The organism is Aurantiacibacter hainanensis, assembly GCF_036321025.1.
GTDB classification, from domain to species: Bacteria; Pseudomonadota; Alphaproteobacteria; order Sphingomonadales; family Sphingomonadaceae; genus Alteraurantiacibacter; species Alteraurantiacibacter hainanensis.
Genome location: NZ_JAZAPB010000001.1, coordinates 633,156 through 657,126, shown reverse-complemented (window position 1 = coordinate 657,126; position 23,971 = coordinate 633,156). Strand labels below are relative to the sequence as shown.

Below are 23,971 nucleotides of genomic sequence, written 5' to 3'. Positions count from 1 at the left end.
TTCGGTATCCTCCGCGCTCAGATTTCGAAGCTGACCATCTTGGCCATGATGAAGGCGCCGATGCTCATCCACACCACGCCGCCAAGGCCCGCCACGATCAGGCGATCATCGACGAAGAAGTCGCCGATGTAGCTCGGGTTGATCCAGTAGATCAGGCCGAACACGATGAACGGCAGCGAGCCCACGATGTAGGCCGAGGCCTTCGATTCCGAGCTCATTGCCTTGATCTTCAGCTTCATCTGCGCGCGCTTGCGCAGAACGTCGGCCAGGTTGGACAGCGTTTCCGCCAGGTTGCCGCCCGTCTCGCGCTGGATGGCCAGCGTGATGACGAAGAACTGGAATTCGGCGGTGCCCAGCTTGTCGGCCGTTTCCTGGAGCGATTCCTCCATCGTGCGACCGATCTTGATACGCTCGACCACCGAACGGAACTCCGCGCCCACCGGGCCGGGAACCTCGCTGGCGACGACCCCCAGCGTTTCCGTTACCGGAAGGCCGGAGCGCAGGCCGCGAACCAGCAGTTCGATGCCGTCGGGAAACTTGGCGTTGAAGTTGTTCGTCCGGCGCTTGATGAAGTGCGAGACAATCATGTGTGGAAGGCCCGCGCCGAACAGCACGCCCACGCCCAGCGACAGCAGGGGGGCGCCGGTCTGCAGGAACAGCAGCGCCGCGATCACGATGGCGATACCCAGCGACGTGTAGAGATACTGGGGCAGCGACCAGCCCATGCCCGTGCGATCGAGGCGCAGCTGCAGGGCTTCGAGCCGCGAGCCGGCACCGGCACGCGAGAACTGCTTGGGCTTGCGCGCTGCGATGGCCTTTTTCAGCTGGCTTTCCACCCTGTCGGTGGTGCTTTCCGAATGGCGATAGCGAACCGCCTCGAGGCGGCGCTGGCTTTCCTTGGCCGGCGAAGAGCCCGTCACGAGCATGTAGCCCATGATCATGAGGCCCATGAGGCCACCGGCTATAAGCAGAAGCTGGATGATGCTCATGGAAACCCTTCTTTCAAACGTCTGAGTGTTGCAGTCCTTGAACGGGCGGGAACATGTCCCGCCCGCTATCGGTCAGGTCATTCCGCAGGTTCTGCGGTCTTGGCCTTCTTGGGGGTGGAGCCCAGCAGCGACTTGATGTCGAACTTGCCGAGCATGGATCCCTTCTGGCCCGCCTCCTCGAGGTTGGCGCCGTCGTCGTCGGCCACGCCCACGATCATCTTGGCGATCTCGCGGATCGGGTTGACCGTCTTCGAGTTCTTGTTCGCCTCGGCGAAGGTCTGGCCCAGCTTGGCAGCGTTGGCCGCGGCCTTCTGGTCGAACGGGATCTGGAAGTTGATCTTGCGCTCGATCGAGGCTTCGAAGTCGGCCTTGCTGATTTCCGCCGCGCCGGGCTGCATCTTGTTGCAGACCACCAGCGGGTGGCAGGCAGGCGCATTGGTCTTCAGCCAGGACAGGATGCGGATCGTGTCGCGCGCCGATGCCAGGGTGAGTTCGGTAACCAGGGTCACCACGTTCACGTCCGTCAGCAGGTGCGGGAAGTTGATCAGCATGTTGCGCGGCAGGTCGACCACGGTCATGTCGAACGCCTGACGGAACTCTTCCTCCAGTTGCAGGAAGGCGGCACCGTCGGTCATCAGCGGCGAGTTGATCGGCGCTTCGGCAGACATGATGGCGAGGTTGTCGTTGGCGCGGATCATGGCGCGTTCGATGAACAGGCCGTCGATGCGGCTGGGGTTCTCGATCGCGTCGGTCAGGCCGCGGCCCGGTTCCAGGTCCAGCGCCAGGGCGCCGGTTCCGAAATGCACGTCCAGGTCGAGCAGCGCCGTGGAGCGCTGGTGCTCGCTGGAGAACAGCCAGGCCAGCGAGGTGGCGAGGGTGGAAGCACCCACGCCGCCGCGTGTGCCCACGACCGCCGTCGCGACATGCTCGCGCTCACCGTCGCCCTCGGCATTGCGGGGCGAGGAGAACACGGCCTGGGCCTGCGTCAGCGCATCGCGCAGCTGACCCGCGGAAAGCGGCTTCAGCAGGTAGTCGTGGATGCCGCTGGCAAGCAGGTCGCGATAGAGGCGAACGTCGTTCACCTGTCCGACCGCGATCACCACCGTGCCGGGTTCGCAAACCTCGGCCAGGGCGTTGATGTCGTTCAGCGGGTCGCCGCTTTCCGACAGGTCGACCATCAGGATGGCCGGGCTCGCGGCGATCGAGAGCGACTGGATGGCGTTACGCAGGCCACCCTTGTTGCACTTCTCGGGCTGCCAGCCCATCTCGATGACCACCGGACGCAGCACGTCGAGCGCGCTCTCGTCGCAGATGAAGGCGGAGAAGGGTTCGCGGTTGCCCATCGAACCTGTTTTGAATGGCGAGTTCATTAGTTACCTCCTCCTTCGGTCGAAGATACTGCGGGAAGGCCGCCGGCGCCGGTCGGCTCCTGGTTGCGGAAGGTGTCGATGGCGCGGTTCGAGCTCATCACGACCGTTTCACCGGTGCCCTTGGCTCCTTCGAGCAGGTGCTCGGGATCGGCGACCATGGCAGCGATGTTGCCGTTCACCGCGCAGCCGAAGCCGTCGGAGGTGAAGTTGTCGCGCTCGAAACCGTACTGGTCGGACCAGTTCGGGCAGTTCGGCACGTAAGCGGTGGAACGGGTTACCACCACGCGGACGTTGCCGGGTTCGACATAGCCCTGGGTGACTGGCGCACCGTCGGCGACCAGGATGCCGTAGCGTCCTGCGACCGAGGCCACGTCCTCGCGCACGGCGGGGTTGTCGACCGGCGTGTCGATGGCGACACGGTCACCGTAGCCCAGGTCGAGAGTATCGAACCAGTCGGCCAGCCGGGCCTCTTCCTGAGCGTCCAGGCCGGACGCCCCGGTGCGCAGGTCGAGCACGTAGTTGCTGCGCTCCACCACCGGCTGGTTGACGCTGTTGAGCGAGTAGTTCTTTTCACCCCCGGCGAGGCCGCCGCAGGCGGCAAGTCCGAGGCCGAGCGAGATCGCCAGGGTAGAGCTGGCAGCACGTTTGAAGCTGAAGGTCATGGCGATCACTCTCCGTTTGCGATGCTGAAGCCGGGCGTTGCGGCCGCGGCGGTGCGGGTGTCCGCGCCTTCGGGGCTTTCGCCGCCGGAAAGCGCAGTGCCGTTCTGATCGATCAGGCTGACATCCGGGCCATCCGGCGCCGGGTTGGCAGCGCGCGGCATCGGGCGCTGCGCGCCGGTCGTGCCGTTGGTTTCCTGACCCAGCAGGAACTGGGCGACACCGGTCGGCGAGGCATAGCCATCGGTCGGCAGGCGGATTTCATGGTCGCTGACCGGTTCCACCAGGTAGGGGGTCACCACGATCACCAGCTCGGTTTCGCCGCGACGGAATTCCGAAGAGCGGAACAGGTTGCCGAGGATCGGGATGTCACCCACGCCGGGGGCCTGGTCGATCGTGCTCTGCGCGTTGTTCGACAGCAGGCCGGCGATCATGAAGCTCTCGCCCGAGCCAAGCTCGATCGAGGTTTCCGCACGGCGCACGGTGAGGGCGGGGATGGTGAAGCCGTTCAGGTTCACCGCGCCCTGGCTGGACAGCTCGGACACTTCCGGACGCACGCGGATCGAGATGCGGCCATTGGCCAGCACCGTCGGCGTGTAGGCAAGACTGACACCGAACTTCTTGTACTCGATGGTGGTCGTGCCCAGGCCCTGCGACAGCGGGATGGGGAATTCGCCACCCGCCAGGAACTCGGCCGTCTCGCCCGACAGGGCGGTCAGGTTCGGCTGCGACAGGGTGTTGACCAGGCCGCGGCGTTCGCCGAGGTCCAGCGCGGCACCGATGTCGAGACCGAAGAGGCTGCCGACGCCGGCCAACGTGGTGCCCGGGGACACGGAGCTGAAGGACGTGGCCGCTTCCTCGAGGAACTGCGGGTTGGAAGCGGAAACCGGAATGCCCGGGTTGAAGTTCGGGTTCGGGACCAGCGTGGTGAGGTCGCCCACATTGACGCCGGTTGCGGTGCCGGGCGCGAAGTAGTCGGCCCCGCGACCCTGGCCGATGCCGAACTGGAAGCCTCCCGTGCCATCGATCGTCTGCAGGTTGGCTCCGATGTTCCGGACCAGCGAGCGGCTGACCTCGGCGAACCGCACGCGCAGGTTGACCTGCAGCGGGGTAGCCATGCGAAGGCGCGAGATCACGTTGGTCGTGTCGCCCACGAAGGCGGAAACCAGGCGCTCGGCCTCGGCAGCGTCCTCGGGTGCGGCCACGGTGCCGGTAAGCAGCACGGTGTTGGTACCCATGGTGGCGACGCGAACGTCCGCCTCGGGCATGGCCAGGTCCAGCATCTGGTCGATGCTGTCGAGGTTGGATCCGACGCGGATGTTGGCCGACCAGATGATATCGCCGGCAGCGTTGCTGGCGTAGATCGTGGTCTCGCCACCCGACAGGCCGAAGACGTACAGCTGGCGCTGGCTCTTCACCTGGACGTCGGCGATCTGGTCGTTCGACACGAAAATGTCGGCCATGTTGCCAGGCACCGTGATCAGTTCACCGCGGCCGATGGACAGGACGATATCCTGTGCCGGGCTGACGGTCTGGGCGGCGGCGGGCCCTGCCGGCACGGCGGCCAGCGGTGCAAGGGCGCATGCAGCGCTCAGCACGGTCTTGTAAAGGCGGCTTTGCATCGTCTTGCCTTTCGAAGCGTTTCCAGTGGAAATCTCGGGTTTCGTGATGTGCTTGCTCATGGCGGTCACCGTACCGTCGACATGCCGAGCGAGCCGACGCGGGCGCCTTCGCTCATGGCGCCGGACTGCCGGTCGAGCAGGGCACCCGCACCGGCGCCAACCGGCGTGACGGTGGTCGACTTGCCGCGGGTCACGCGGACGGTGGGGCCGGTGGGCGTGGCGTTGGCCGAGATACCCGGTGCATATTCGACAGCCGGTTCGGCATTGCCGCCGCGGCGGCCGCCATTGCCACCCTGGGGCGGCATGGTGCGACGCTGGAAGCGCGACACGTCACCGCCGGTCTGGAAGGTGGTTGCACCTTCGCCGGGGCGCGACATGGCCATGCGCAGCAGCCGCTCTTCTTCTTCGGCGGAGGCATCGTCGGGCAGCTCAACTTCGCCCGCGGCAATCGCGCGTTCGAGTTCGGCCTGGTTGTCGGCGATGGAGCGCAGCGAGAGGCTGAGCGTGCCGATGGTCTGCGCCACCGCGATCTTTTCCGCGATGCGGGGCGTGACTTCCATCGTCACCGTGCGGAAGGCACGAACCACGGTGCGGCCGTCCTCGGTGGTGGTGGTCTCGGTCGACTGGTCGGTTGCCAGCACGCGCAGGTTGGTGAGGATCGTTTCCGAGGTGCGGAGCGGTTCGCCCTCGTCACCCGAGACGGTCTGCGTCAGCACCATGTCCACGCGGTCACCCGGGAACACGAAGCCGCCGACACCGGTACGCGCGGACACCGGGACGGTGACGGCACGCATGCCCGGGCCAAGCGCCGCGGCCAGGAAGCCGCGATCACCCGGCGCGACGAGCGAGCCCTGGGTCACCGGTTCACCGGCAGTGATCTGGTGGCGAACGACAGTGCCGAGCAGAGCCTGCATGTCGGCTTCGCCGTCAATGAAGTAGGCGTCCTGCACCAGTTCCTGCGGCCACAGCTGGTAGGCCACGGCATCGGCAGTCACGATGGTGCCGACCGGCAGGCCGCGCTTGGCGACGAGCACTTTGGGCCCGGTCGGTTCGACCTGGGCTGCGGCCTCGGCCTGGGGTGCCGCGGCACCGGCGAACATGCTGCGGGCAAGCAAGGCAGTACCGATCGCAACGATCAGTGCCCCCACCAGCAGAATAACTTTCTTCTTGTCCATGGTGCGTCAAGCCCCCTTAGATGGTTCTTGCATTAAGCTTTCTGCCGAATAGGGCAGTATTGGTTAAAATCAGGTTCACTGCGCAGCACCGGCCACGGCAGATGCAGGCATGTAGAACGTGCCGATGACCCACAGCCCCGCCGCCGAAATGGCGACGCCATAGGGTACGGCGATGCGGCCCTTCTGGCGGCGCATCAGATTCCAGCCGCCGAAGATCAGGGTGAGGACGCCGCCAAGCAGCGCCATCATGATGATGAGTTTCAGGAACAGCGTGGGTTCGATCCACAGGGCCAGGGCAGTCAGCAGCTTCACGTCGCCGCCGCCCATCGCCTTGATCGCGAACAGCACCGAAAGCACCGCGAAGGTGGCAAGCGCCACTCCGATCTGCGCGGCGATTTCCGGCCAGAAGGAAAGCCCGCTGGCGATCCAGAAAAGCGGCGCACCGATGGCGATGGCCGCGTTCAGCCAGTTAGCGATACGGCGGCTCTTGAGATCGGTTACGGCCGCCGTCACCAGCGCAATTGCCAATGCGGCAAGCAAACCGTACTTGATCGGATCGTCTAGCATGAGGCCCCCGGTAATCCCTTCGGCCCTTGTGCTAGCGCGCATGGCTTACCAAAAAGTAACCACACGCAGGAGGATGGAATTAGCCACGCAAACAGTCCCGTTCCCGCGGACTTCGATCGCAGGTCCATTCCCGCGGATGCCAGCGAGCGGATGTGGGTCGCCGAGGACGGACACGAGATCCGCATCATCGAATGGGGCAAGCCACCTGCGGATGTCCCATCGCGCGGTTCCATCCTGTTCATGGCCGGTCGCGGCGACGCCTACGAGAAGTACCTGGAAACCTTCGAACACTGGCGTCTGAAAGGGTGGCGCGTGTGCGCCGCCGACTGGCGCGGGCAGGGCGGATCCGGGCGTCTGGGCACCGACGATGCCACCGGCCATGTCGACGACTTTCTGCTGTGGGTGACGGACCTTGCGCAGCTGTGGACCCATTTCGCCGAAACCCATGACGGGCCTCATGTCCTGATGGGCCATTCGATGGGCGGGCACCTCGTTCTGCGCGCGGTCATCGAGAAGGTTCTGATGCCGCGACCCGCTGCGCTGGTGCTGACCGCTCCGATGCTGGACGTCCTGCCCGAGCACCTGCCCCTGTTCATGAAGCGCGGCCTCGCCCACGCAATGGCGCGGGTGGGCGATCCGAGACGACCCGCATGGGGCAAGGGCGAGAAGCCAATCGCCATGAACGCCTATCGGCAGAACCTGCTGACGCACGATGACGACCGCTACGAAGACGAGAAATTCTGGCGCAGCCACCGGCCCGAACTGAAGCTGGGGCCGGGAAGCTGGGGCTGGGTTCGCGGCGCGATGGATTCGATTCGCGCCATTCATGCGCGCGGCGCGCCCGAAAGCGTGGATCTGCCGGTGATGGTGGTGGCGACGAATGCCGACAGGCTGGTGAGCCCTGCTGCCATCCGCAGCGTGATTAGCCGGCTGCCCGATGTCGAATCGCTCATGTTCGGTGCCGAGGCGCGGCACGAGGTACTGCGCGAGCGCGACCCCGTTCGCGACCGCGCGCTGGCCGCGATCGACGATTTCCTGGATCGGCGCGTCGCCGACTGACTGCCGGGATGAGCGAATCTTTCGATATTGCCGTGATCGGCGCCGGCATGGCCGGGGCCAGCATCGCTGCCGAACTGGCGGCCCAATCGGAGGGCGAGGCGCGTATTGTGCTGTGCGAGGGGGAGGACTATCCCGGCTATCACACCACCGGTCGCTCCGCCGCCTTTTACGAGGAGTGCTACGGCGGTCCGGACATCGTCCCCCTGACGCTGGCGTCGGGCGACTATCTGCGCAGCGGCGGGTTCCTGACGCCGCGCGGCGGGCTCTACGTCGCTCGCGAGGGGCAGGGCGAAGCGGTGGAAGCTTTCCGGGAGCGCTTCCGTATCGCGGGCGTCACCTTGGAAAGGCTCGACCGCGCCCGGCTGGAACAGGCGCTGCCCGGCGTGCGGGAGGGCTGGTCGCACGGCCTGTACCAGCGCAATTGCGCCGATATCGACGTGGCGCAGCTGCACCAGCATTACCTGCAACTGGCGCGCAAGGGCGGGGTGGACCTACGAACCCGTCACCGCCTGCACGCCGCCCGGCGACAAGGTGAAGAGTGGCACCTGGATTTCGGCGCGGCAGGCCGTTTGCGGGCAGCCGTGGTCGTCGATGCCGCGGGCGCGTGGGCCGACGAGGTCGCATCGCTGCTGGGGGCAAGGCCGCATGGCATCCAGCCGCTGCGGCGTACCGTCGCGCAGCTACGAACTGATCCGCCCCCGCCTGCAGACCTGCCCCTGACGCTGGATATCTCCGGCGAGTTCTATTTCCGGCCCGACAACGGCCGCCTCTGGCTAAGCCCGCACGACGAGACGCCCAGCGAACCCTGCGATGCGGCCCCGGAGGACTACGACGTGGCGCTGGCCATCGACCGTCTGGAAGGCGTGGTGGACTGGCGGATAGAGGCGGTGGAACGCAAATGGGCGGGACTGCGCAGCTTCTCTCCCGACCGCCGCCCGGTCTACGGTTTCGATCCGGCGCTGGAGGGTTTCTTCTGGTTCGCCGGGCAAGGCGGCTACGGCATTCAGACGGCTCCCGCGGCGGCGCGGCTGGGCGCGCAGCTGTTGCTGGGCAGGCCGCGCGATACCATGACCGAACGCCTCGATGCGGGGCTCTATTCCCCCGGCAGGTTCGCGGCCTGACAGCGGTCTAGCCAAGAGGTTGATGTTTGTTATTGTGCTGCCCGACCACATCAACGGGAGACCAGACAATGGCACACCATTTCCAGATCTATAAGGACAAGGCCGGCGAATATCGCGTTCGGTTCAAGTACAACGACGAGATCATGTTCTCGACCGAGGGCTACTCGTCGAAGGCGAGCGCGAAAAACGCCATCGAATCTATCCAGAAGAACGGCCCGGGGGCGAAGATCGTCGACGAGAGCTGAGCGCCAGCCTGTCCTGATTCTCAACGAGCGCTGTCGGCCGCGTCGCTGGCGATGCGGTCGACGCGCTCGTTTTCCGGGTGGCCGTTGTGGCCTTTCACCCATTCCCAGGTGATCGCGTGCGGCTTGGCTGCCTCGATCAGGTCATGCCACAGGTCGGCGTTGCGCACCGGTTTCTTGCTGGCATTCACCCAGCCGCGCTTTTTCCAGCCGTCGATCCACTTGGTCATGCCGTCGATGACATAGCGGCTGTCGGTATGCAGCGTGACCTCGCACGGCACTATCAGCGCCTTGAGCGCGCGGATCGCCGCGGTCATTTCCATCCGGTTGTTGGTGGTTTCCGGATCGGACCCCGACAGCTCCTTCTCGTGGCGGCCCATGCGCAGCAGGGCGCCCCAGCCGCCCGGGCCGGGATTGCCCTTGCAGGCACCGTCGGTGAAGATCTCGACCTTTTTCACAAGCCGAACACGTCCTTTCCCTCGCGGCGATAGAACTCCAGCCGCCTTGCGAAATCCATCGGATCCTTCCGTGTTACCAACGCATCGGCAGGTGTCTCGATCCAGTCCTGCGCCCTGCTCGATATGAACCGCAACGCAGCGCCCTGGGCCAACATGGGAAGAGCCTTGCGCTCATCATCCTCCAAAGGCCGCTGGCTTTCATAGCCTTTCACGAGAGCATGTCCCACTTCGGGCCTGTAGTTCGCGCCGTCGCTGCCGAAACTCCAGGCCGCGTGCGTGACGGCAAGGTCGTAGGCCATGGCGTCGTTGCAGGCAAAATAGAAGTCGATCAGCGCGCTCACCCGGTCGCCCATGATCAGCACGTTGTCGGGAAACAGATCGGAATGGATGATCGATTGCGGCAGCCCCTCCGGCCAGGCCGAGGCCACGGCCTGCGCCGTCTCGATCATGGCGGGCAGGCCGGGGTCGATCGCGGCCAGCGCAGCCTCTCCGCAATCGGCAAGGACCCGGGCGGAGACCTGCGGCCCGAGATCGTTGGCGCGCGTGCCCGGAAAGTCCATGGCGGCAAGATGCATCCGGGCCAGCACGGTGCCCACCGCGCGGGCCTGGGCCGGCGTCGGCCGGTCCACCGATACGCCCGGCAGAAACTCGATGAGGGCGACCGCCTTGCCGCCCACCTTCCGGTGCGACGCGCCTTCCAGATCATGGATCGTGCGCGGAACGGGGCAGCCCCTGGCGGCAAGGTGATCCAGCAGGCCGAGAAAGAAGGGCAGTTCGGCAACGTCGATGCGCCGCTCATACATGGTCAGGATGAAGCGCTTGCCGTTCGCCTCGCTGCCGGTGGTCTCGATGAACCAGTTGGAGTTCGAAACGCCTTCAGCGATGCCCTTGGCCGACACCAGGTCGCCGACATCGTACTGCGCGACGAGCTGCGCCAGCTTTTCGGCAGAAAGCTGTGTGTAGACAGCCAAGAGACGAACCTAGTCCAGAAGTTGGCGGGGAAGCTTGAAGACCATCTTCTCCTCGGCGGTCTTCACCTTGCTTTCCTGCACGTCGCGCCATTCGGAAAGCTTGCGCACGACTTCGCGCACAAGCACTTCGGGCGCGCTGGCACCGGCGGTGACTCCAACCGTTCCGACCCCGTCGAGCCAATCGGCCTCGATCTCGTCGGCGCGCTGGATCAGCCGGGCATCGGTGCCCAGCCGCTCGGCCACCTCGACGAGGCGCAGCGAATTCGACGAATTGGGCGCGCCGATCACCAGCACCAGGTCGCATCCCGGAGCCATGGCTTTCACCGCTTCCTGCCGGTTGGAAGTGGCGTAGCAGATGTCCTCCGCCTTGGGCGCGATGATCTGCGGATAGCGCGCCTGCAAGGCGGCAACGATTTCCGCCGTATCGTCCACGGAGAGCGTCGTCTGGGTCAGGAAGGAGAGGCTGTCGTCGGGCGAGAAGGACAGACCGGCCACGTCATCCACGGTTTCCACCAGCGTCATCTGGCCCTCGGGAACCTGGCCCATCGTGCCGATCACCTCGGGATGACCCTCGTGACCGATGAAGATGATGTGCTGGCCCTTTTCGATCTGCCGTTCTGCCTGGCGATGGACTTTCGACACCAGCGGGCAAGTGGCGTCGACATAGATCATCTTGCGCCTGCGCGCCTCGGCAGGGACGGATTTCGGAACGCCGTGGGCGCTGAAGACGACCGGCATGTCGTCGGGAACCTCGTCCAGCTCCTCCACGAAGACCGCGCCCTTTTCGCGCAGGCCATCCACCACGTAGCGGTTGTGGACGATCTCGTGCCGGACATAGACCGGCGCGCCGTACTTCTCGATCGCCTTCTCGACGATATCGATGGCGCGGTCGACGCCGGCGCAAAAGCCGCGCGGCGCGGCGATGCGCACGACGAGCGGCAGTTTCTCACCGGAGGGGCGATTTTCCTGAAAGGGGGCGTTCATGGAGGTATCTCTAGCTGTTGTCGCCCACTCGCGAAAGGGCTAGGGCCTCGCGGATATTTTTTGCTGTGTGCATGATACAAGGAATGGGAATGAACGCCAGGATCGCAATAGTCGCTGCTCTCGCAGGTCTTGCCGCCCTCGGGGGCTGCCGGGGCGAAGGCGATATCGTGGTCGAGCAGGGCGTGGGCATCACGGCTCTGCGCTCCGTCTGCCCCGCGGTCGGCGTTCCCGACTATACCGGAGATGTCACGCTGTTCTCTCCGGCGGACGCGCGCACGGCCGACGCCATCGACGTGACGGCGGCGATCACCAACGTGCGATCCACATGCGACGAAACCGGCGATCAGGTCTATTCGTCCGCCACCTTCGACGTGGTGGCGCTGCGCTCCGACACGTCCGGCGCGCGCACGGTTTCCCTGCCCTACTATTCCACCGTAATGCGCGGCGGCTCGTCCGTGGTGGCGAAGCGCATCGGCACCGTCGAACTCAACTTCGCCCCCGGAGAGGCGCGTGCGCAGGCCAGCGGAACCGCGGGCGCCTATGTCAACCGGGCCGAGGCCACCCTTCCCGACGAGATTCGCGAACGGATCACCCGGCGTCGCCGCGCAGGGGACCAGTCGGCCGCGATCGATCCGCTGACCGAGCCCGACGTGCGGGCCGCCGTCGCGCGCGCCACGTTCGAGCTGCTGGTGGGTTTCCAGCTGACCGAGGACCAGCTGGCCTACAACGCCACCCGGTAAATCGGATGCTTTCCGCGCCGCGCCAAACAGGCTAACGGCGCGGCCATGTCCGAGAACAAGACCCTCTACGCCGCCTACGCGGAAAAGATCGACGCCGTACTTGCCGCGCTGGAAGCGGAAGCCTCGCTTCCGCCGGGAACCGACCGCTCGAATGTGAGCGTCGAGCCGCCGCGCGACCCCGCCCACGGCGACCTTGCCACGAACGCCGCGATGGTACTGGCCAAGCAGGCGAGCACCAATCCGCGCGCGCTGGCGGAAAAGATCGTCGAGCATCTTCAGCGCGACCCGGCGATCATCTCTGCAGAGATTGCCGGTCCGGGGTTCATCAACCTGCGCCTTGCCCCGCAGGGATGGCTGGACGAAGTCGCCGCAATTGCCGCGCGTGGCCCCGAATACGGCAAGTCGGCGATGGGCGCAGGCACCACGGTGAACATCGAATATGTCTCAGCCAATCCCACCGGCCCCATGCACATGGGCCACTGCCGCGGTGCCGTGGTCGGTGATGCATTGGCCAGCCTGCTGGAGCATGCGGGCTTCGCGGTAACGCGCGAATACTACGTCAACGACGCGGGCGGCCAGGTGGATACGCTCGCCCGCAGCGCCCACCTTCGCTACCGCGAGGCGCTGGGCGAGGACATCGGCGACATCCCTGAAGGCATGTATCCCGGCGACTACCTTATTCCGGTCGGCAAGGCCGCTGCCGAGGAATTCGGCGATCGCTTCGTGTCCGAGCCGGAGGAGGAATGGCTGCCGATCTTCCGCGCCTTCGCGGTCGAGCGGATGATGGACGTCATCAAGTCCGACCTCGCGCTGCTGGGCATCGAGCACGACGTCTTCGCGTCCGAGGCCGCGCTGCAGGCTGCGCAGAAGCCCGAGGCTGCCGAGGCGTGGCTGCGCGAGCACGATCTCGTCTATGACGGCGTACTGGAAAAGCCGAAGGGCAAGACGATCGACGACTGGGAGCCGATCGAACTGCCGCTGTTCCGCTCCACGAAGTTCGGCGACGACCAGGATCGCCCGATCCGCAAATCCGATGGCAAGTGGACCTATTTCGGAGCCGATCTCGCCTATCACATGCAGAAGGCGGAAAAGGCCGATGCGCTGATCGATATCTGGGGCGCCGACCATGCCGGCACCGTCAAGCGCATCAAGGCCGCCGTCGCCGCGCTGTCGGAAGGGCAGGGCAAGCCCATCCCCTTCGACGTGAAGCTGGTTCAGATGGTGCAGTTGCTGCGCGGCGGCGAGCCGGTGAAGATGTCCAAGCGTTCGGGCAACTTCGTGACCATCGCCGACATGGTGGAGGAAGTGGGCAAGGACGTGGTGCGTTTCACCATGCTGACCCGCAAGCCCGAAGCGCAGATGGATTTCGACTTTGCCAAGGTGGTGGAAGCCAGCAAGGACAATCCGGTCTTCTACGTGCAGTACGCCCATGCGCGCATCAGCTCGATCCTGCGCAAGGCGAAGGACGAGGGGCTGGCCCCGGCTGGCGACGACCTGAGCGTGCTGGGCGAAGACGAACTGGCCCTGATCAGGCAGGCCGCGCAGTTCCCGCGCGAAGTGGAAGCCGCGGCGCGTGCGCGCGAGCCGCATCGCATCGCCTTCTACCTCTATGATCTCGCCGCGGCGTTCCATGCCTACTGGAACCTCGGCAACGATGATGCGCAAAAGCGCATCATCGTGGCACAAGAGCCTGAATTGACTGCCGCCAGGCTTTTCCTCAGCCAGCAAATCGGGCAGGTTGTCCGCAATGGTCTCGGCATCCTTGGTGTCGAGGCGGTCGAGGAGCTCTAGGAATGAATTTCCCGTCGGAGAGACAGGAAGAGGACGGCGTCGAGGATACCTACGAGGCGGAAGAACAACTCGCTCTCGAGGACGACGACGATTCGCTGCCCTGGCTCGAGGACGACGGCGAATACGAGGATGAAGGCGGGTTCGACGCCCGGCTGATCTGGTTTGCCCTGATCGGCCTGGTGGTGATCGGCGCGCTGCTCCTGTCGGCATGGTGGTTCTTCAACGACCGGGCAGATCCGGAACTGGCCGCCGACGGCAGCACCATCGAAGCTCCCGACGGCCCCTACAAGGAACGTCCCGAAGATCCCGGCGGCCGCGAAGTGGCGGGCACCGGCGACACCGCCTACCAGGTAGCCGAAGGAGAAACGCAGCGCGGACGCCTGTCCGACACGGACGAGGCACCACCGCAGCCTTCCATCGACCGCGAGCAGGAGCAGACGGCTCCGGAAGAGGAAGAGGCGAGCGCACCTCCTTCCGACGCCGTCTATGTCCAGATCGGTGCCTACACCAGCCGCTCCGACGCGGACGAGGCGTGGGTCAATGCCAGCAACCGCTATTCCGTGCTGTCGGGCATGCGGCACCGTGTCGTGCAGGCCGAAGTGAACGGGGCCAGGGTCTATCGCCTGCAGGTCATCGCGGCCGATCGGTCGTCCGGCGACGCCACCTGCCGCGCGATCCGCAACGCGGGCGGGGACTGCTATATTCGCTGACAGGTGCACGCCCCGGCGTGTTTTCCCCGGCATGCACCGTTCGCGTGCTTGCACCTCGCCAAGCTTTTGGGCCTAATCGCTCGTCCTATGACGCCTGCCATATTCAGCCTGTCCGGTCCGTCGCTTTCGGCTGACGAGCGCGCCTTCTTCGCGGAGGCGCAGCCCGCCGGCTACATCCTGTTCGGGCGTAATGTCGAGAACCGCGAACAGGTGCGCGCTTTGACCGACGCCTTGCGCGAACTGCACGGGCGCGACGACCTGCTGATCTCGATCGACCAGGAAGGCGGGCGCGTGGCGCGCATGAAGCCACCAGAGTGGGATGCCTATCCCGCGCCGGGCGCCTTCGCGGCGCTCTACGATATCGCCCCGGCCAGCGCGATCCAGGCGGCGCGCGCCAATGCGCAGCTACTGGCGATGGACCTGGCCGAAGTCGGCATCACCGTGGACTACCTGCCCTTGCTGGATATTCCCACCGACGGCGCGCACGACGTGATCGGCGACCGTGCCCTGGGCCGCGAACCGATGCAGGTCGCGGCGCTGGGCCGGGCAACGCTGGACGGCCTCGCCCGGGGCGGCGTGGCCGGGTGCATCAAGCACATGCCGGGCCACGGACGCGCGACGGTGGACAGTCACAAGGACTTGCCCGTCGTCGATGCCGGGGAAGCGGAGCTGGCCACCGATATCGCGCCCTTCGCGAAGCTGGCCGACGCGCCCATCGCGATGACCGCGCATATCCGCTACACTGCCTGGGATGCCGACCATCCCGCGACGCAGAGCGAATTCGTGATTTCCGAGATCATCCGCAAGCGCATCGGGTTCGACGGCCTGCTGCTGTCGGACGATATCGACATGCAGGCGCTTGAGGGGACCATTCCCGAACGATCCGTCCGGGCCGTGGCGGCCGGGTGCGACCTGGTGCTCAATTGCTGGGGCAAGATGGACGACATGGCCGGAACCGCCGACGCCTTGCCCGCCATGTCCGCCAAGACCCGCGAGCGCCTTGACAGCGCCATGGCCGGGGTCGGCACCCCGACGGACGAGACCCCGCGCGAAGACCTGCTCGCCGCCCGCAACAGCCTGCTCGACCTCGCCGGGGAGCGTGCATGACCGCCATGGACGAGGGCAACCTGATCCAGGCCGCCGATGCCATGGATGGCGACGCGGAAGGCTGGCAGGGCGTCGCCGCCCCCGATCCCGGCGATTCCAGCGCGCTCTATATCGAACTCGACAACTGGGAAGGGCCGCTGGACTTGCTGCTCGACCTCGCCCGGCGGCAGAAGGTGGATCTAAAGTCCATCTCGATCCTGGCGCTGGTGGACCAGTACATCGCCTATATCGAGCGTGCCGAGGCGCTGAAGCTGGAAATTGCCGCCGATTACCTCGTGATGGCGGCCTGGCTCGCCTATCTCAAGTCGGCGCTGCTGCTGCCTAAGGAAGAGCAGGAAGACCCCAGCCCCGAAGAACTGGCGCTGAAACTGCAGCTGCGGATCGCTCGCCTCGGCGCGATGCGGGAGGCGGGGGCACGCCTGATGGGGCGCGACCGGCTGGGCCGCGATGTCTTCGCCCGCGGCGCGCCCGAAGGTCTGAGGGTTCTCCGCAAGAACCATTGGCAGTGCAACTGGTACCAGCTCGTGCACGCCTACGGGCAGGTGAAGCTGCGGACGGAGCCGGTGGTGCACATGGTGGCCGAACGCCCGGTGATGACGCTCGATTCGGCCATTGACCGGGTATCCGCCATGCTCGGCGTGTCGCTCGACTGGATGGAACTGCGCACCTTCCTGCCCGTCGATGCCGAACCTCGGCTGAAGAAGTCGGCGCTCGCCAGCAGCTTCGTCGCGGCGCTGGAACTGGCGCGGCTGGGCAAGGCGGAAATCCGGCAGGAGGAGATTTTCGGACCCTTGCACCTCAGGCGGGTGAAGGCCGGTGCCTGAAACGGAAGTGCCGAAGGCCGACGACCTGGTGCGCGCTGTCGAAGCGTGCCTGTTCGCTGCGGAGGAACCCCTTACCCGCGAGCAGATTTCGGCGCACCTGGGCGACGCCGACGTAAAGGATGCCCTGGCCACGTTGCAGGAGCAGTACGCCGGGCGGGGCATCAACCTGGTGGAACGCGGCAAGCGCTGGCTGTTCCAGACCGCGCCCGATCTGGCCCACATCCTTCGGCGGGAGAAGGACCAGCTTCGCCGCCTGAGTCGCGCGGCAACCGAGGTTCTGGCGATCATCGCCTATCACGAACCGGTGAGCCGGGCGGAGATCGAGGCCATCCGGGGCGTGCAGACCAGCGGCGGCACGCTGGACGTGCTGATGGAAGCGGGCTGGGTGCGCGTCGCTGGCCGGCGCGAGGTGCCGGGGCGCCCAGTCATCTACGCGACGACGCCCGAATTCCTCGCGCATTTTGGCCTTGAGAGCCGCAAGGACCTGCCGGGACTGGCGGAACTGAAGGCTTCCGGTCTGCTCGACCCCGTCGACGACGCCTACGAGGACCTGATGGAACAGAACGCCTCGGAAAGCGCCACGGAGCAGGAAAACGGGCCTGCGGACGACGAGGCGGAATTGACCGACGACGAGCCGGAGACGGATACGCTGGAAAAGCCGGGAGAAAGCGCCTAGACTCCGTTGAAACGTATTTCGGAGAATTCTCGTGGGTAGCATTGGACCATTCCAGATCCTGATTATCGCACTGGTCATACTGGTGCTGTTCGGCCGTGGCCGCATCAGCGAGATGATGGGCGACTTCGGCAAGGGCGTGAAGAGCTTCCGCAAGGGACTGAGCGACGAGGACAACTCGTCGACGGAAGACAAGAAGTCCGCCCGGATCGAAGGCCCTTCGCACGACGCAAAGCCGGCCGGAGAGACGATCGACAACGCCTCCACGGCCACAACCGGCGACAAGACCGCCTCTTAACCCCTGCAAGCGAGCGCCGCTGAGCCATGTTCGATATCGGCGCAACAGAACTGTTGCTTATCGTGGTGGTGGCGATCCTCGTCATCGGCCCGAAGGACATGCCGCTTGCCATGCGCACGGCGGGCCGCTGGATCGGCAAGATCCGCAAGATCTCCGGCCACTTCCGCACCGGCCTCGATGCCATGGTGCGCGAAGCGGAAATGGAGGACATGGAAAAGAAGTGGAAAGCGCAGAACGAGAAGATCATGCGCGAACATCCGGAAGGCGTCCCCTCGCAGATGGAGCCTACCGGAGCCTATCCTCCCGACAAGGCAGCCGAACTGAAGCGTCTTGCCAAGGAAAAGGCCGAAGCGAACAAGACGGCCTCCTCGGCGGAAAACAAGGTCGCTTCGACGTCGACAAGCCCTGATAGCGAGGCAGAAGGCTCTTCCGACAAGCCGGCCAAGGACGCGGGCTGATGGCCTTCAAGATTTCCGACCTCGACGATACCCAGGCTCCGCTGATGGAGCACCTGATCGAACTGCGCGGTCGGCTGGTGAAGGCCGTCCTGGCGCTGGGCGTGGCGTTCGCCGTGTGCCTCTATTTCGCCGATGACATCTTCGGCATCCTCGTGCGCCCGCTAACGGCCAGCTTCCCCGAGGGGCAGGGCCGACTGGTCTATACCCAGCTTTACGGCGCCTTCTTCGTCGAGATCAAGGTGGCGCTGTTCGCCGCGTTCTTCTTCAGCTTCCCCATCATCGCCAACCAGTTGTGGGCCTTTGTCGCGCCGGGTCTCTACGCGCGCGAGAAGCGGGCTTTCCTGCCCTTCCTGATCGCGACGCCGGTGCTGTTCACGGCCGGGGCCTGTCTTGCGTATTTCGTGGTGATGCCGCTCGCCTTTCCGTGGTTCCTGGGCTTCCAGGGCAATGTCGGCGGCATCGATGCGGAAGCCCTGCCGGAAATGGGGCAGTACCTCAGCCTCGTGATGCAGTTCATCCTGGCATTCGGGATATGTTTCCTCTTGCCGGTCCTGCTGATGCTGCTCAATCGCGCCGGTATCGTCTCGCGCGATCAGCTGGTCGCGTCGCGCAGGTACGTGATCGTGCTGGTCGTGGCGGTGGCGGCGGTGGTGACACCGCCCGACGTCATTTCCCAGCTCGTGCTGGCCGGACCTCTGCTGTTCCTGTTCGAAGGATCGCTGATCCTGATGAAGATCACCGAGCGCCGCGACGCTAAGCGCAAGCAGGAAAAGGCCGAGGCGGAAGCCGCCGGCGAACCGTCCTCCCCGGAAAGCAAGGCGGACTGAGGCCAAAAAAAACGGAGCCGCGCGGGCTCCGTCTTCGTCTTTATCGTGGCTGGCCGCCTTACGGGCTGGTCGGCAGTTCTTCCTCGTCGCTGCTGAGAGCGACGACGGCACCGGCGATGATCAGGCCACCTGCGACGAGGGCGAGAATCGTGCCGCCGTCGTCGTCTTCGCCAATCTGCTCTGCATCGCGGATCTGCGCGGCAGCGCGCTGGGCGATGTCGGTCTGCGCCAGAACGGGCGTGGCAACGAGGGCCACGGAGGCGGTGATCGCCGCGAAGAGCTTCTTGGTCATGACTTACCTTACCTCATCGTATTCGTATTGCGCCTGGCCTTAACCGATAGGTCTGCAGAATGCGAGACTCAATTGCGCCTAATTCCACGGGTTAACGCCCGGTGCCCTAGCGTTGTTCCAATTCGATATCGTAAACGCGCTGGCCCGCAATCCACGTTTCCAGCACTTCGATGTCGCGTATCTCGTCCGGATCGACCGTCAGGGGATCGGCGCTGAGCATGACGAAATCCGCCCGCTCGCCCTCCGCCAGCCGGCCGAAACGCCCCTCGGCAAAGCCGGCATAGGCCGCGCCTGCCGTATAGGCCGCCAGCGCCAGTTCACGGCTGATGGCCTCCTGCGCTCGCCAGCCGCCGGCGGGTTCGCCATCGGCATTGGTGCGGCTGACGGCAACCGCCAGACCGGCTAGGGGATCGACGGGTTCGACGGGAGCATCGGTGCCGAAGGCAAGTGCGCCGCCTGCTTCCAGGATAGAGCGCCAGGCGTAGGCTCCGCCCAGGCGGTCCTCGCCCAGTCTCGCCTCGGCCATGAACATGTCGCTCGTCTGGTGGACCGGCTGCATGGAGGCGATGATGCCGTGCTCGCCGAAGCGTGGGAGGTCGGCGGGATCGACGATCTGCGCATGTTCGATGCGCCAGCGGCGATCCCCGTCGTAGTCGCGCGACAGCTCCTCGATCGCGGCCAGCGCTTCCGCATTCGCGGCATCGCCGATGGCGTGGATGGCGGGCTGGAAATTGTCGAGCGCGGCGCGGCTCATCAGGTTGCGCAGCTGCGTGCCCGAAAGCAGTGGAAGGCCGCGATTGCCGTGGTCGTCGGCATAGTCTTCCTGCAGCAAGGCCCCGCGCGACCCGAGTGCGCCGTCGAGGTAGAGCTTTACGCCGTTCAGCCGCAGGCGGTCTTCATAGAGCCATTGCGTCGGGGCGGGGCCGCCGATCAGCAGCATGGAATCCACGCTGTCGGCATAGGACATGATGCGCAGCTGCAGTCGCCCGGCATCGCCGGCGCGGCGGAACGTCATCCAGTCTTCCACACTCGTGCCCATGTCCGACACCGCGGTCACGCCATGACGCAGCAGCAACCGCTGGGCGTTGTAGAGGGCAATGTCGCGGTCTTCGGGAAGTGGCGGCGGCACGGCATCGTCCACCATCCCCATGGCCGCATCGACGAGAACTCCAGACGGCTCTCTCGACCCGGCGATACGCTCGATGCGTCCGCCCGAAGGATCGGTCGTGGCAGCGTCGACGTTGCCCGCCTCCAGCGCCAGCGTATTGCCCCAGCCGGCATGGCCGTCCACCCGCTCGAGCCAGACGGGGCGGTCGGATACGACCTCGTCCAGTTCGGCGGCGGTGGGAAAGCGGCCCAGGCCCCAGCGTTCCTGGTTCCATCCGCGCCCGATGATCCAGGGGCGGTCGGGATAGGCGGCGGCATAGGCCGCGATGCGTGAAAGCGCTTCGTCGAGCGAGTTGGTCTCCGACAGGTCCAGCACCAGGGTGCCGAGGCCGATCCCCATCAGGTGGAGGTGGCCGTCGACGAATCCCGGCACGACCACCCGGCCTTCACCATCGACGCGGTAGTCGATCTCGCGCGTGGGATCGTCGCCGAAATCCAGCAGTTCGGAAATGCGTCCGTTCTCGTCCACCACCATGCCGGCGAAACGGTCGATAGACCCGTCGCGCATCACCGAGATGCCCTCGATGTTGTCGATGTGGGTGTCGGCAAGAGCGGGGGCGGCGATGAGCAGGCCTGCCGCGAGCGCGGCTCCGCGCAGGATCATCGCTTCGCCTCCGGCAGGTGACGGATCAGGGCGCTGGTATCCTGCCGCGCGCCGCCCGCGGCCTGCACCTGGGCATAGAACTGGTCGACCAGCGCCGTGACGGGCAGGGATACGCCCGCGTCCTTCGCCTCGCTCAGCGCGATGTCGAGGTCCTTTCGCATCCAGTCGATCGCGAAGCCGAAATCGAACTCGCCTTTCACCATGGTCTCCCACCGGTTTTCCATCTGCCAGCTTTGCGCCGCGCCGCCGGAAATGGCTTCCAGCACCTTTGCCGTGTCGACGCCGCTCGCCTGCGCCAGGCGGACCCCTTCGGACAGGCCGGCCAGAACGCCCGCGATGCAGACCTGATTGACGGCCTTGCAGGCCTGGCCCGCGCCAGCGGGGCCGACGTGGACGATGCGCGCCGCGTAGGCCTCCATAACGGGGCGGGCGGCGGCCATGGCCTCGTCACTCCCGCCGCACATGATGGCGAGTTTGCCGTTTTCCGCCCCGGCCTGCCCGCCGGAGACGGGCGCATCGACGCAGTGCAGGCCGTGCGATGCTGCCGCTTCGGCCAGTTCCTTGGCCAGAGCTGGCGAAACCGTCGTGTGATCGACGAAGGTCGCGCCGCGCTTCATCGCCGCCAGGGCTCCGTCTTCGCCCAGCATCACGCTGCGCACGTCCTCGTCATTGCCGAGGCATGCGAGCACCACGTCGCAGTCGGCGACGGCCTTTGCCGGGGTGGCGGCGGTGCCGACATCCAGCCCGTCTGCCGAGAGGCGATCGTGCCATTCGGCGGATTTCGCGGCGGTTCGATTGTAGGCGGTGACAGTGTGCCCTGCGCGGGCGAGGTGTCCAGCCATCGGCGCGCCCATCACGCCGAGACCCAGGAATGCAAGTTTGCTCATGGGGCCGGACCGTTGCCCAATATGATGCGCCAAGGCAATCTTTGTGACGGAAAAGCCGCCAGCCTATTTGCACGGGGCCGCCAGTCGGCTAGCGCAACATGCCATGACGGGAACTCAGGACATGCTCAGCCCCAGCCTCACGCTGGACGACGTGCGCGCCGCCGCAAGGCGGATAGAGGGCGCGGTGGTCCATACGCCGACGCTCCACTCGCAGACGCTGTCGAAGATGCTGGGCGCGGATATCTGGCTCAAGTTCGAGAACCACCAGTTCACCGCCGCCTACAAGGAACGCGGCGCGCTGAACGCGCTCCTGCTGCTGAGCGACGAGCAGCGCCGGCGGGGGGTGATCGCGGCGTCGGCAGGCAACCATTCGCAGGGCCTGTCGTATCACGGCACGCGGCTGGGCGTTCCGGTGACCATCGTCATGCCGCGCACCACGCCCACGGTGAAGGTGATGCAGACGGAGAGCGTGGGCGGCAACGTCGTGCTGGAAGGCGAGACGTTCGACGAGGCCTATGCCCATGCCCGCAAGCTGGAGGCGGAGATGGGGCTGACGTTCGTGCACCCCTTCGACGATCCGAACGTCGCGGCGGGGCAGGGCACGGTGGCGCTGGAGATGCTCGAGGATGCGCCCGAGATCGAGACCATCGTGGTACCCATCGGCGGCGGCGGCCTGATCAGTGGCATGGGCACCGTTGCCAAGTCGCAGGATCGTCCGATCGAGGTGATCGGTGCCGAAGCGCGCCTCTATCCCAGCAGTTACAATGCCTGGGCGGGGACCGACCTGCCGTCGGGCGGCGACACGCTGGCGGAAGGCATCGCCGTGAAGGAGCCTGGCAAGTTCACCCAGAAGGTGATCGACAAGGTGGTGGACGATATCCTGCTGGTGGAAGAGCGCCACCTGGAAGAAGCGGTATCGCTGCTGTTGCAGATCGAGAAGACCGTGGTGGAAGGGGCCGGCGCGGCCGGGCTGGCGGCAGTGCTTGCCCACCGGGAGCGGTTCGCGGGCAAGAAGGTCGGCCTGGTGCTGTGCGGCGGCAACATCGATACCCGCCTTCTCGCCAACGTCCTCTTGCGCGATCTCGCCCGTTCGGGCCGACTGGCGCGGCTGCAGATCACCCTGCAGGATCGCCCCGGCGCACTGTTCAAGGTGATGCGGGAGTTCGACCGCCACCAGGTCAACATCCTGGAAATCTATCACCAGCGGATCTTCACCAACCTGCCGGCCAAGGGGCTGATCACCGACATCGAATGCGAGGCGCGCGACCGCGAGCAGCTGGAGGCGCTCGTCAAGGCGCTGACCGACAAGGGCTATTCGGTCAGCCAGGTGGAGCTGAACTGACCCGCTTTGGGCCGTTTGGTCGATCGGGGAAGCAATTTGTGGAAATTAATCCTGCGAATGGCTTATTATATGGTTAATATGGTTCAACCCCGCGATTCCCTGTGGTCTTAAGGTTGCAGGCAATGCGGAGAAAGACCGCGTCGCAACAATGAACGCCTAAAGGGACCAGCATAACTTCGTGACGGCACCAGTTCGCTTCCCCCGCTTTTTCGTAACGAGCCCGGCGCCGTGTCCGTATCTGCCGGGGCGGACGGAGAGGAAGGTCTTCACCGAGTTGAAGGGCCCTCACGCCGAACAGCTGAACGATGCCCTGGGCCGCATCGGCTTCCGCCGCAGCCAGACGGTGGCCTACCGTCCGAGCTGCGAAGGCTGCAAGGCGTGCGTCTCGGTTCGCGTGGCGGCGATGGAATTCAATCCGTCGAATTCGCAGAAGCGCGCTTTGAAGCGCAATTCCGATCTCGTGGTGACGGAATGTCGGCCCTGGGCGACGCAGGAACAGTTTGCCCTGCTGCAGCGCTACCTGGAACATCGCCACCCTGGCGGCGGCATGGCCGCTATGGACGAGGTGGACTATGCCGACATGGTGGAGCACACCAGCGTCACCAGCTTTGTCATTGAATACAGGGAACCTTCTTCCGACGGTTCCGTTGGCCGATTGGTCGCCGCATGTCTTACCGACAGGCAGGCCGACGGGTTGTCGATGATATACAGCTTCTATGACCCTGAACTGGAGGATCGTAGCGGGCTTGGGAATTACGTCATTCTCGAACACATCAGGCGGGCGGCGGAAGCCGGACTGCCCTACGTGTATCTCGGCTACTGGGTCGAAGGTTCGCAGCGGATGCAGTACAAGGTCCGTTTCCGCCCCCTCGAGGCACTCGGCCCCGATGGATGGCGGCGGATGTCCGAAGACGAGCAGCGTTTCCATATACAAGGCGTGGCCAAGGGGTGTGGCGAGCGTTCTCCGGCAACGGATGGCGGCTCGAAAGACAACACGCCGGGACTGCAAGAGGAATACAAGCTCACCTGAGCTG

General features: G+C 65.5%; 26 protein-coding genes. 14 read left to right on the top strand and 12 right to left on the bottom strand.

What is annotated here, in order from left to right; translation table 11 throughout:
- Positions 1 to 17: 17 nt before the first annotated feature.
- From AAA989_RS03280 to AAA989_RS03255, 6 genes are all read right to left on the bottom strand, one after another.
- Positions 18 to 989, bottom strand: a complete 972-nt coding sequence (locus AAA989_RS03280; protein ID WP_338241127.1) for a type II secretion system F family protein — start codon at positions 987 to 989, stop codon at positions 18 to 20.
- A gap of 77 nt (positions 990 to 1,066) precedes the next feature.
- Positions 1,067 to 2,359 (bottom strand): pilus assembly protein CpaE, encoded by a 1,293-nt coding sequence (locus AAA989_RS03275; protein WP_338241126.1) that lies wholly within the window; start codon positions 2,357 to 2,359, stop codon positions 1,067 to 1,069.
- Entirely contained in the window at positions 2,359 to 3,021 is a 663-nt protein-coding gene (locus AAA989_RS03270; RefSeq protein ID WP_338241124.1) for a CpaD family pilus assembly protein, read from the bottom strand. The genes AAA989_RS03275 and AAA989_RS03270 overlap by 1 nt, the downstream gene beginning before the upstream one ends.
- 5 nt (positions 3,022 to 3,026) lie before the next feature.
- Positions 3,027 to 4,700 (bottom strand): type II and III secretion system protein family protein, encoded by a 1,674-nt coding sequence (locus tag AAA989_RS03265; protein WP_338241122.1) that lies wholly within the window; start codon positions 4,698 to 4,700, stop codon positions 3,027 to 3,029.
- 5 nt (positions 4,701 to 4,705) lie between these two features.
- On the bottom strand, positions 4,706 to 5,815 hold the full coding sequence (cpaB, locus tag AAA989_RS03260) for a Flp pilus assembly protein CpaB (protein ID WP_338241120.1): 1,110 nt from the start codon (positions 5,813 to 5,815) through the stop codon (positions 4,706 to 4,708).
- A 75-nt stretch (positions 5,816 to 5,890) separates the two neighbouring features.
- A complete protein-coding gene (locus tag AAA989_RS03255; protein WP_338241119.1) occupies positions 5,891 to 6,382 on the bottom strand; it encodes an A24 family peptidase in 492 nt (163 codons plus the stop codon).
- 150 nt (positions 6,383 to 6,532) lie between these two features.
- Here AAA989_RS03255 and AAA989_RS03250 point away from each other — a divergent pair, with 150 nt between their 5' ends.
- From AAA989_RS03250 to AAA989_RS03240, 3 genes are all read left to right on the top strand, one after another.
- Positions 6,533 to 7,441 carry an alpha/beta fold hydrolase gene (locus tag AAA989_RS03250; protein WP_338241117.1) on the top strand — a complete coding sequence of 303 codons (909 nt, stop codon included), beginning with the start codon at positions 6,533 to 6,535 and terminating at the stop codon, positions 7,439 to 7,441.
- Between the two features lie 8 nt (positions 7,442 to 7,449).
- On the top strand, positions 7,450 to 8,562 hold the full coding sequence (locus AAA989_RS03245; protein ID WP_338241116.1) for an NAD(P)/FAD-dependent oxidoreductase: 1,113 nt from the start codon (positions 7,450 to 7,452) through the stop codon (positions 8,560 to 8,562).
- 68 nt (positions 8,563 to 8,630) lie between these two features.
- Positions 8,631 to 8,807, top strand: coding sequence for a YegP family protein (locus tag AAA989_RS03240; RefSeq protein ID WP_338241115.1), 177 nt, complete (start codon positions 8,631 to 8,633; stop codon positions 8,805 to 8,807).
- Positions 8,808 to 8,827: 20 nt separating this feature from the next.
- Here AAA989_RS03240 and rnhA read toward each other — a convergent pair whose 3' ends face one another.
- The 3 genes from rnhA to ispH are packed head-to-tail and all read right to left on the bottom strand — an operon-like array spanning position 8,828 to position 11,217.
- Positions 8,828 to 9,262 carry a ribonuclease HI gene (rnhA, locus tag AAA989_RS03235; RefSeq protein WP_338241114.1) on the bottom strand — a complete coding sequence of 145 codons (435 nt, stop codon included), beginning with the start codon at positions 9,260 to 9,262 and terminating at the stop codon, positions 8,828 to 8,830.
- Positions 9,259 to 10,233, bottom strand: coding sequence for a homoserine kinase (thrB, locus tag AAA989_RS03230; protein WP_338241113.1), 975 nt, complete (start codon positions 10,231 to 10,233; stop codon positions 9,259 to 9,261). Before thrB ends, rnhA begins: the two co-directional genes overlap by 4 nt.
- Positions 10,234 to 10,242: 9 nt before the next feature.
- Positions 10,243 to 11,217 (bottom strand): 4-hydroxy-3-methylbut-2-enyl diphosphate reductase, encoded by a 975-nt coding sequence (ispH, locus tag AAA989_RS03225; protein WP_338241112.1) that lies wholly within the window; start codon positions 11,215 to 11,217, stop codon positions 10,243 to 10,245.
- An 89-nt stretch (positions 11,218 to 11,306) separates the two neighbouring features.
- On the opposite strand from ispH, the gene AAA989_RS03220 reads away from it, so the two are divergent.
- From AAA989_RS03220 to tatC, 9 genes are all read left to right on the top strand, one after another.
- Positions 11,307 to 11,957: a hypothetical protein gene (locus tag AAA989_RS03220; protein WP_338241111.1), complete on the top strand. Its 651-nt coding sequence runs from the start codon at positions 11,307 to 11,309 to the stop codon at positions 11,955 to 11,957.
- Positions 11,958 to 12,002: 45 nt separating this feature from the next.
- Complete coding sequence (argS, locus tag AAA989_RS03215) at positions 12,003 to 13,748, top strand: arginine--tRNA ligase (protein ID WP_338241110.1); 1,746 nt, start codon at positions 12,003 to 12,005, stop codon at positions 13,746 to 13,748.
- Positions 13,749 to 13,750: 2 nt separating this feature from the next.
- The gene (locus AAA989_RS03210) at positions 13,751 to 14,458 is read left to right on the top strand and encodes an SPOR domain-containing protein (protein ID WP_338241109.1); all 708 of its coding nucleotides are present in this window, start codon (positions 13,751 to 13,753) and stop codon (positions 14,456 to 14,458) included.
- 87 nt (positions 14,459 to 14,545) lie between these two features.
- Positions 14,546 to 15,565, top strand: coding sequence for a beta-N-acetylhexosaminidase (gene nagZ, locus AAA989_RS03205; RefSeq protein WP_338241107.1), 1,020 nt, complete (start codon positions 14,546 to 14,548; stop codon positions 15,563 to 15,565).
- A 5-nt stretch (positions 15,566 to 15,570) separates the two neighbouring features.
- A complete protein-coding gene (locus tag AAA989_RS03200; RefSeq protein WP_434781435.1) occupies positions 15,571 to 16,389 on the top strand; it encodes a segregation and condensation protein A in 819 nt (272 codons plus the stop codon).
- A complete protein-coding gene (gene scpB, locus AAA989_RS03195; RefSeq protein ID WP_338241106.1) occupies positions 16,382 to 17,065 on the top strand; it encodes an SMC-Scp complex subunit ScpB in 684 nt (227 codons plus the stop codon). The genes AAA989_RS03200 and scpB overlap by 8 nt, the downstream gene beginning before the upstream one ends.
- A 31-nt stretch (positions 17,066 to 17,096) precedes the next feature.
- Positions 17,097 to 17,360, top strand: a complete 264-nt coding sequence (tatA, locus tag AAA989_RS03190; RefSeq protein WP_338241104.1) for a twin-arginine translocase TatA/TatE family subunit — start codon at positions 17,097 to 17,099, stop codon at positions 17,358 to 17,360.
- A 26-nt stretch (positions 17,361 to 17,386) separates the two neighbouring features.
- Positions 17,387 to 17,818: a Sec-independent protein translocase protein TatB gene (gene tatB, locus AAA989_RS03185; RefSeq protein WP_338241103.1), complete on the top strand. Its 432-nt coding sequence runs from the start codon at positions 17,387 to 17,389 to the stop codon at positions 17,816 to 17,818.
- Positions 17,818 to 18,645 carry a twin-arginine translocase subunit TatC gene (tatC, locus tag AAA989_RS03180; RefSeq protein WP_338241102.1) on the top strand — a complete coding sequence of 276 codons (828 nt, stop codon included), beginning with the start codon at positions 17,818 to 17,820 and terminating at the stop codon, positions 18,643 to 18,645. Before tatB ends, tatC begins: the two co-directional genes overlap by 1 nt.
- A gap of 58 nt (positions 18,646 to 18,703) precedes the next feature.
- On the opposite strand, the gene AAA989_RS03175 is transcribed toward tatC, so the two are convergent.
- From AAA989_RS03175 to AAA989_RS03165, 3 genes are all read right to left on the bottom strand, one after another.
- On the bottom strand, positions 18,704 to 18,937 hold the full coding sequence (locus tag AAA989_RS03175) for a hypothetical protein (RefSeq protein WP_338241101.1): 234 nt from the start codon (positions 18,935 to 18,937) through the stop codon (positions 18,704 to 18,706).
- Between the two features lie 106 nt (positions 18,938 to 19,043).
- Positions 19,044 to 20,708, bottom strand: coding sequence for an amidohydrolase (locus tag AAA989_RS03170; protein ID WP_338241100.1), 1,665 nt, complete (start codon positions 20,706 to 20,708; stop codon positions 19,044 to 19,046).
- Positions 20,705 to 21,595: an NAD(P)-dependent oxidoreductase gene (locus tag AAA989_RS03165; RefSeq protein WP_338241099.1), complete on the bottom strand. Its 891-nt coding sequence runs from the start codon at positions 21,593 to 21,595 to the stop codon at positions 20,705 to 20,707. The genes AAA989_RS03170 and AAA989_RS03165 overlap by 4 nt, the downstream gene beginning before the upstream one ends.
- 103 nt (positions 21,596 to 21,698) lie before the next feature.
- Between AAA989_RS03165 and AAA989_RS03160 the strand changes: the two genes are divergently transcribed.
- Complete coding sequence (locus tag AAA989_RS03160; protein ID WP_338241098.1) at positions 21,699 to 22,937, top strand: threonine ammonia-lyase; 1,239 nt, start codon at positions 21,699 to 21,701, stop codon at positions 22,935 to 22,937.
- Between the two features lie 178 nt (positions 22,938 to 23,115).
- The gene (locus AAA989_RS03155) at positions 23,116 to 23,967 is read left to right on the top strand and encodes an arginyltransferase (RefSeq protein ID WP_338241096.1); all 852 of its coding nucleotides are present in this window, start codon (positions 23,116 to 23,118) and stop codon (positions 23,965 to 23,967) included.
- The last annotated feature ends 4 nt before the right edge of the window (positions 23,968 to 23,971 follow it).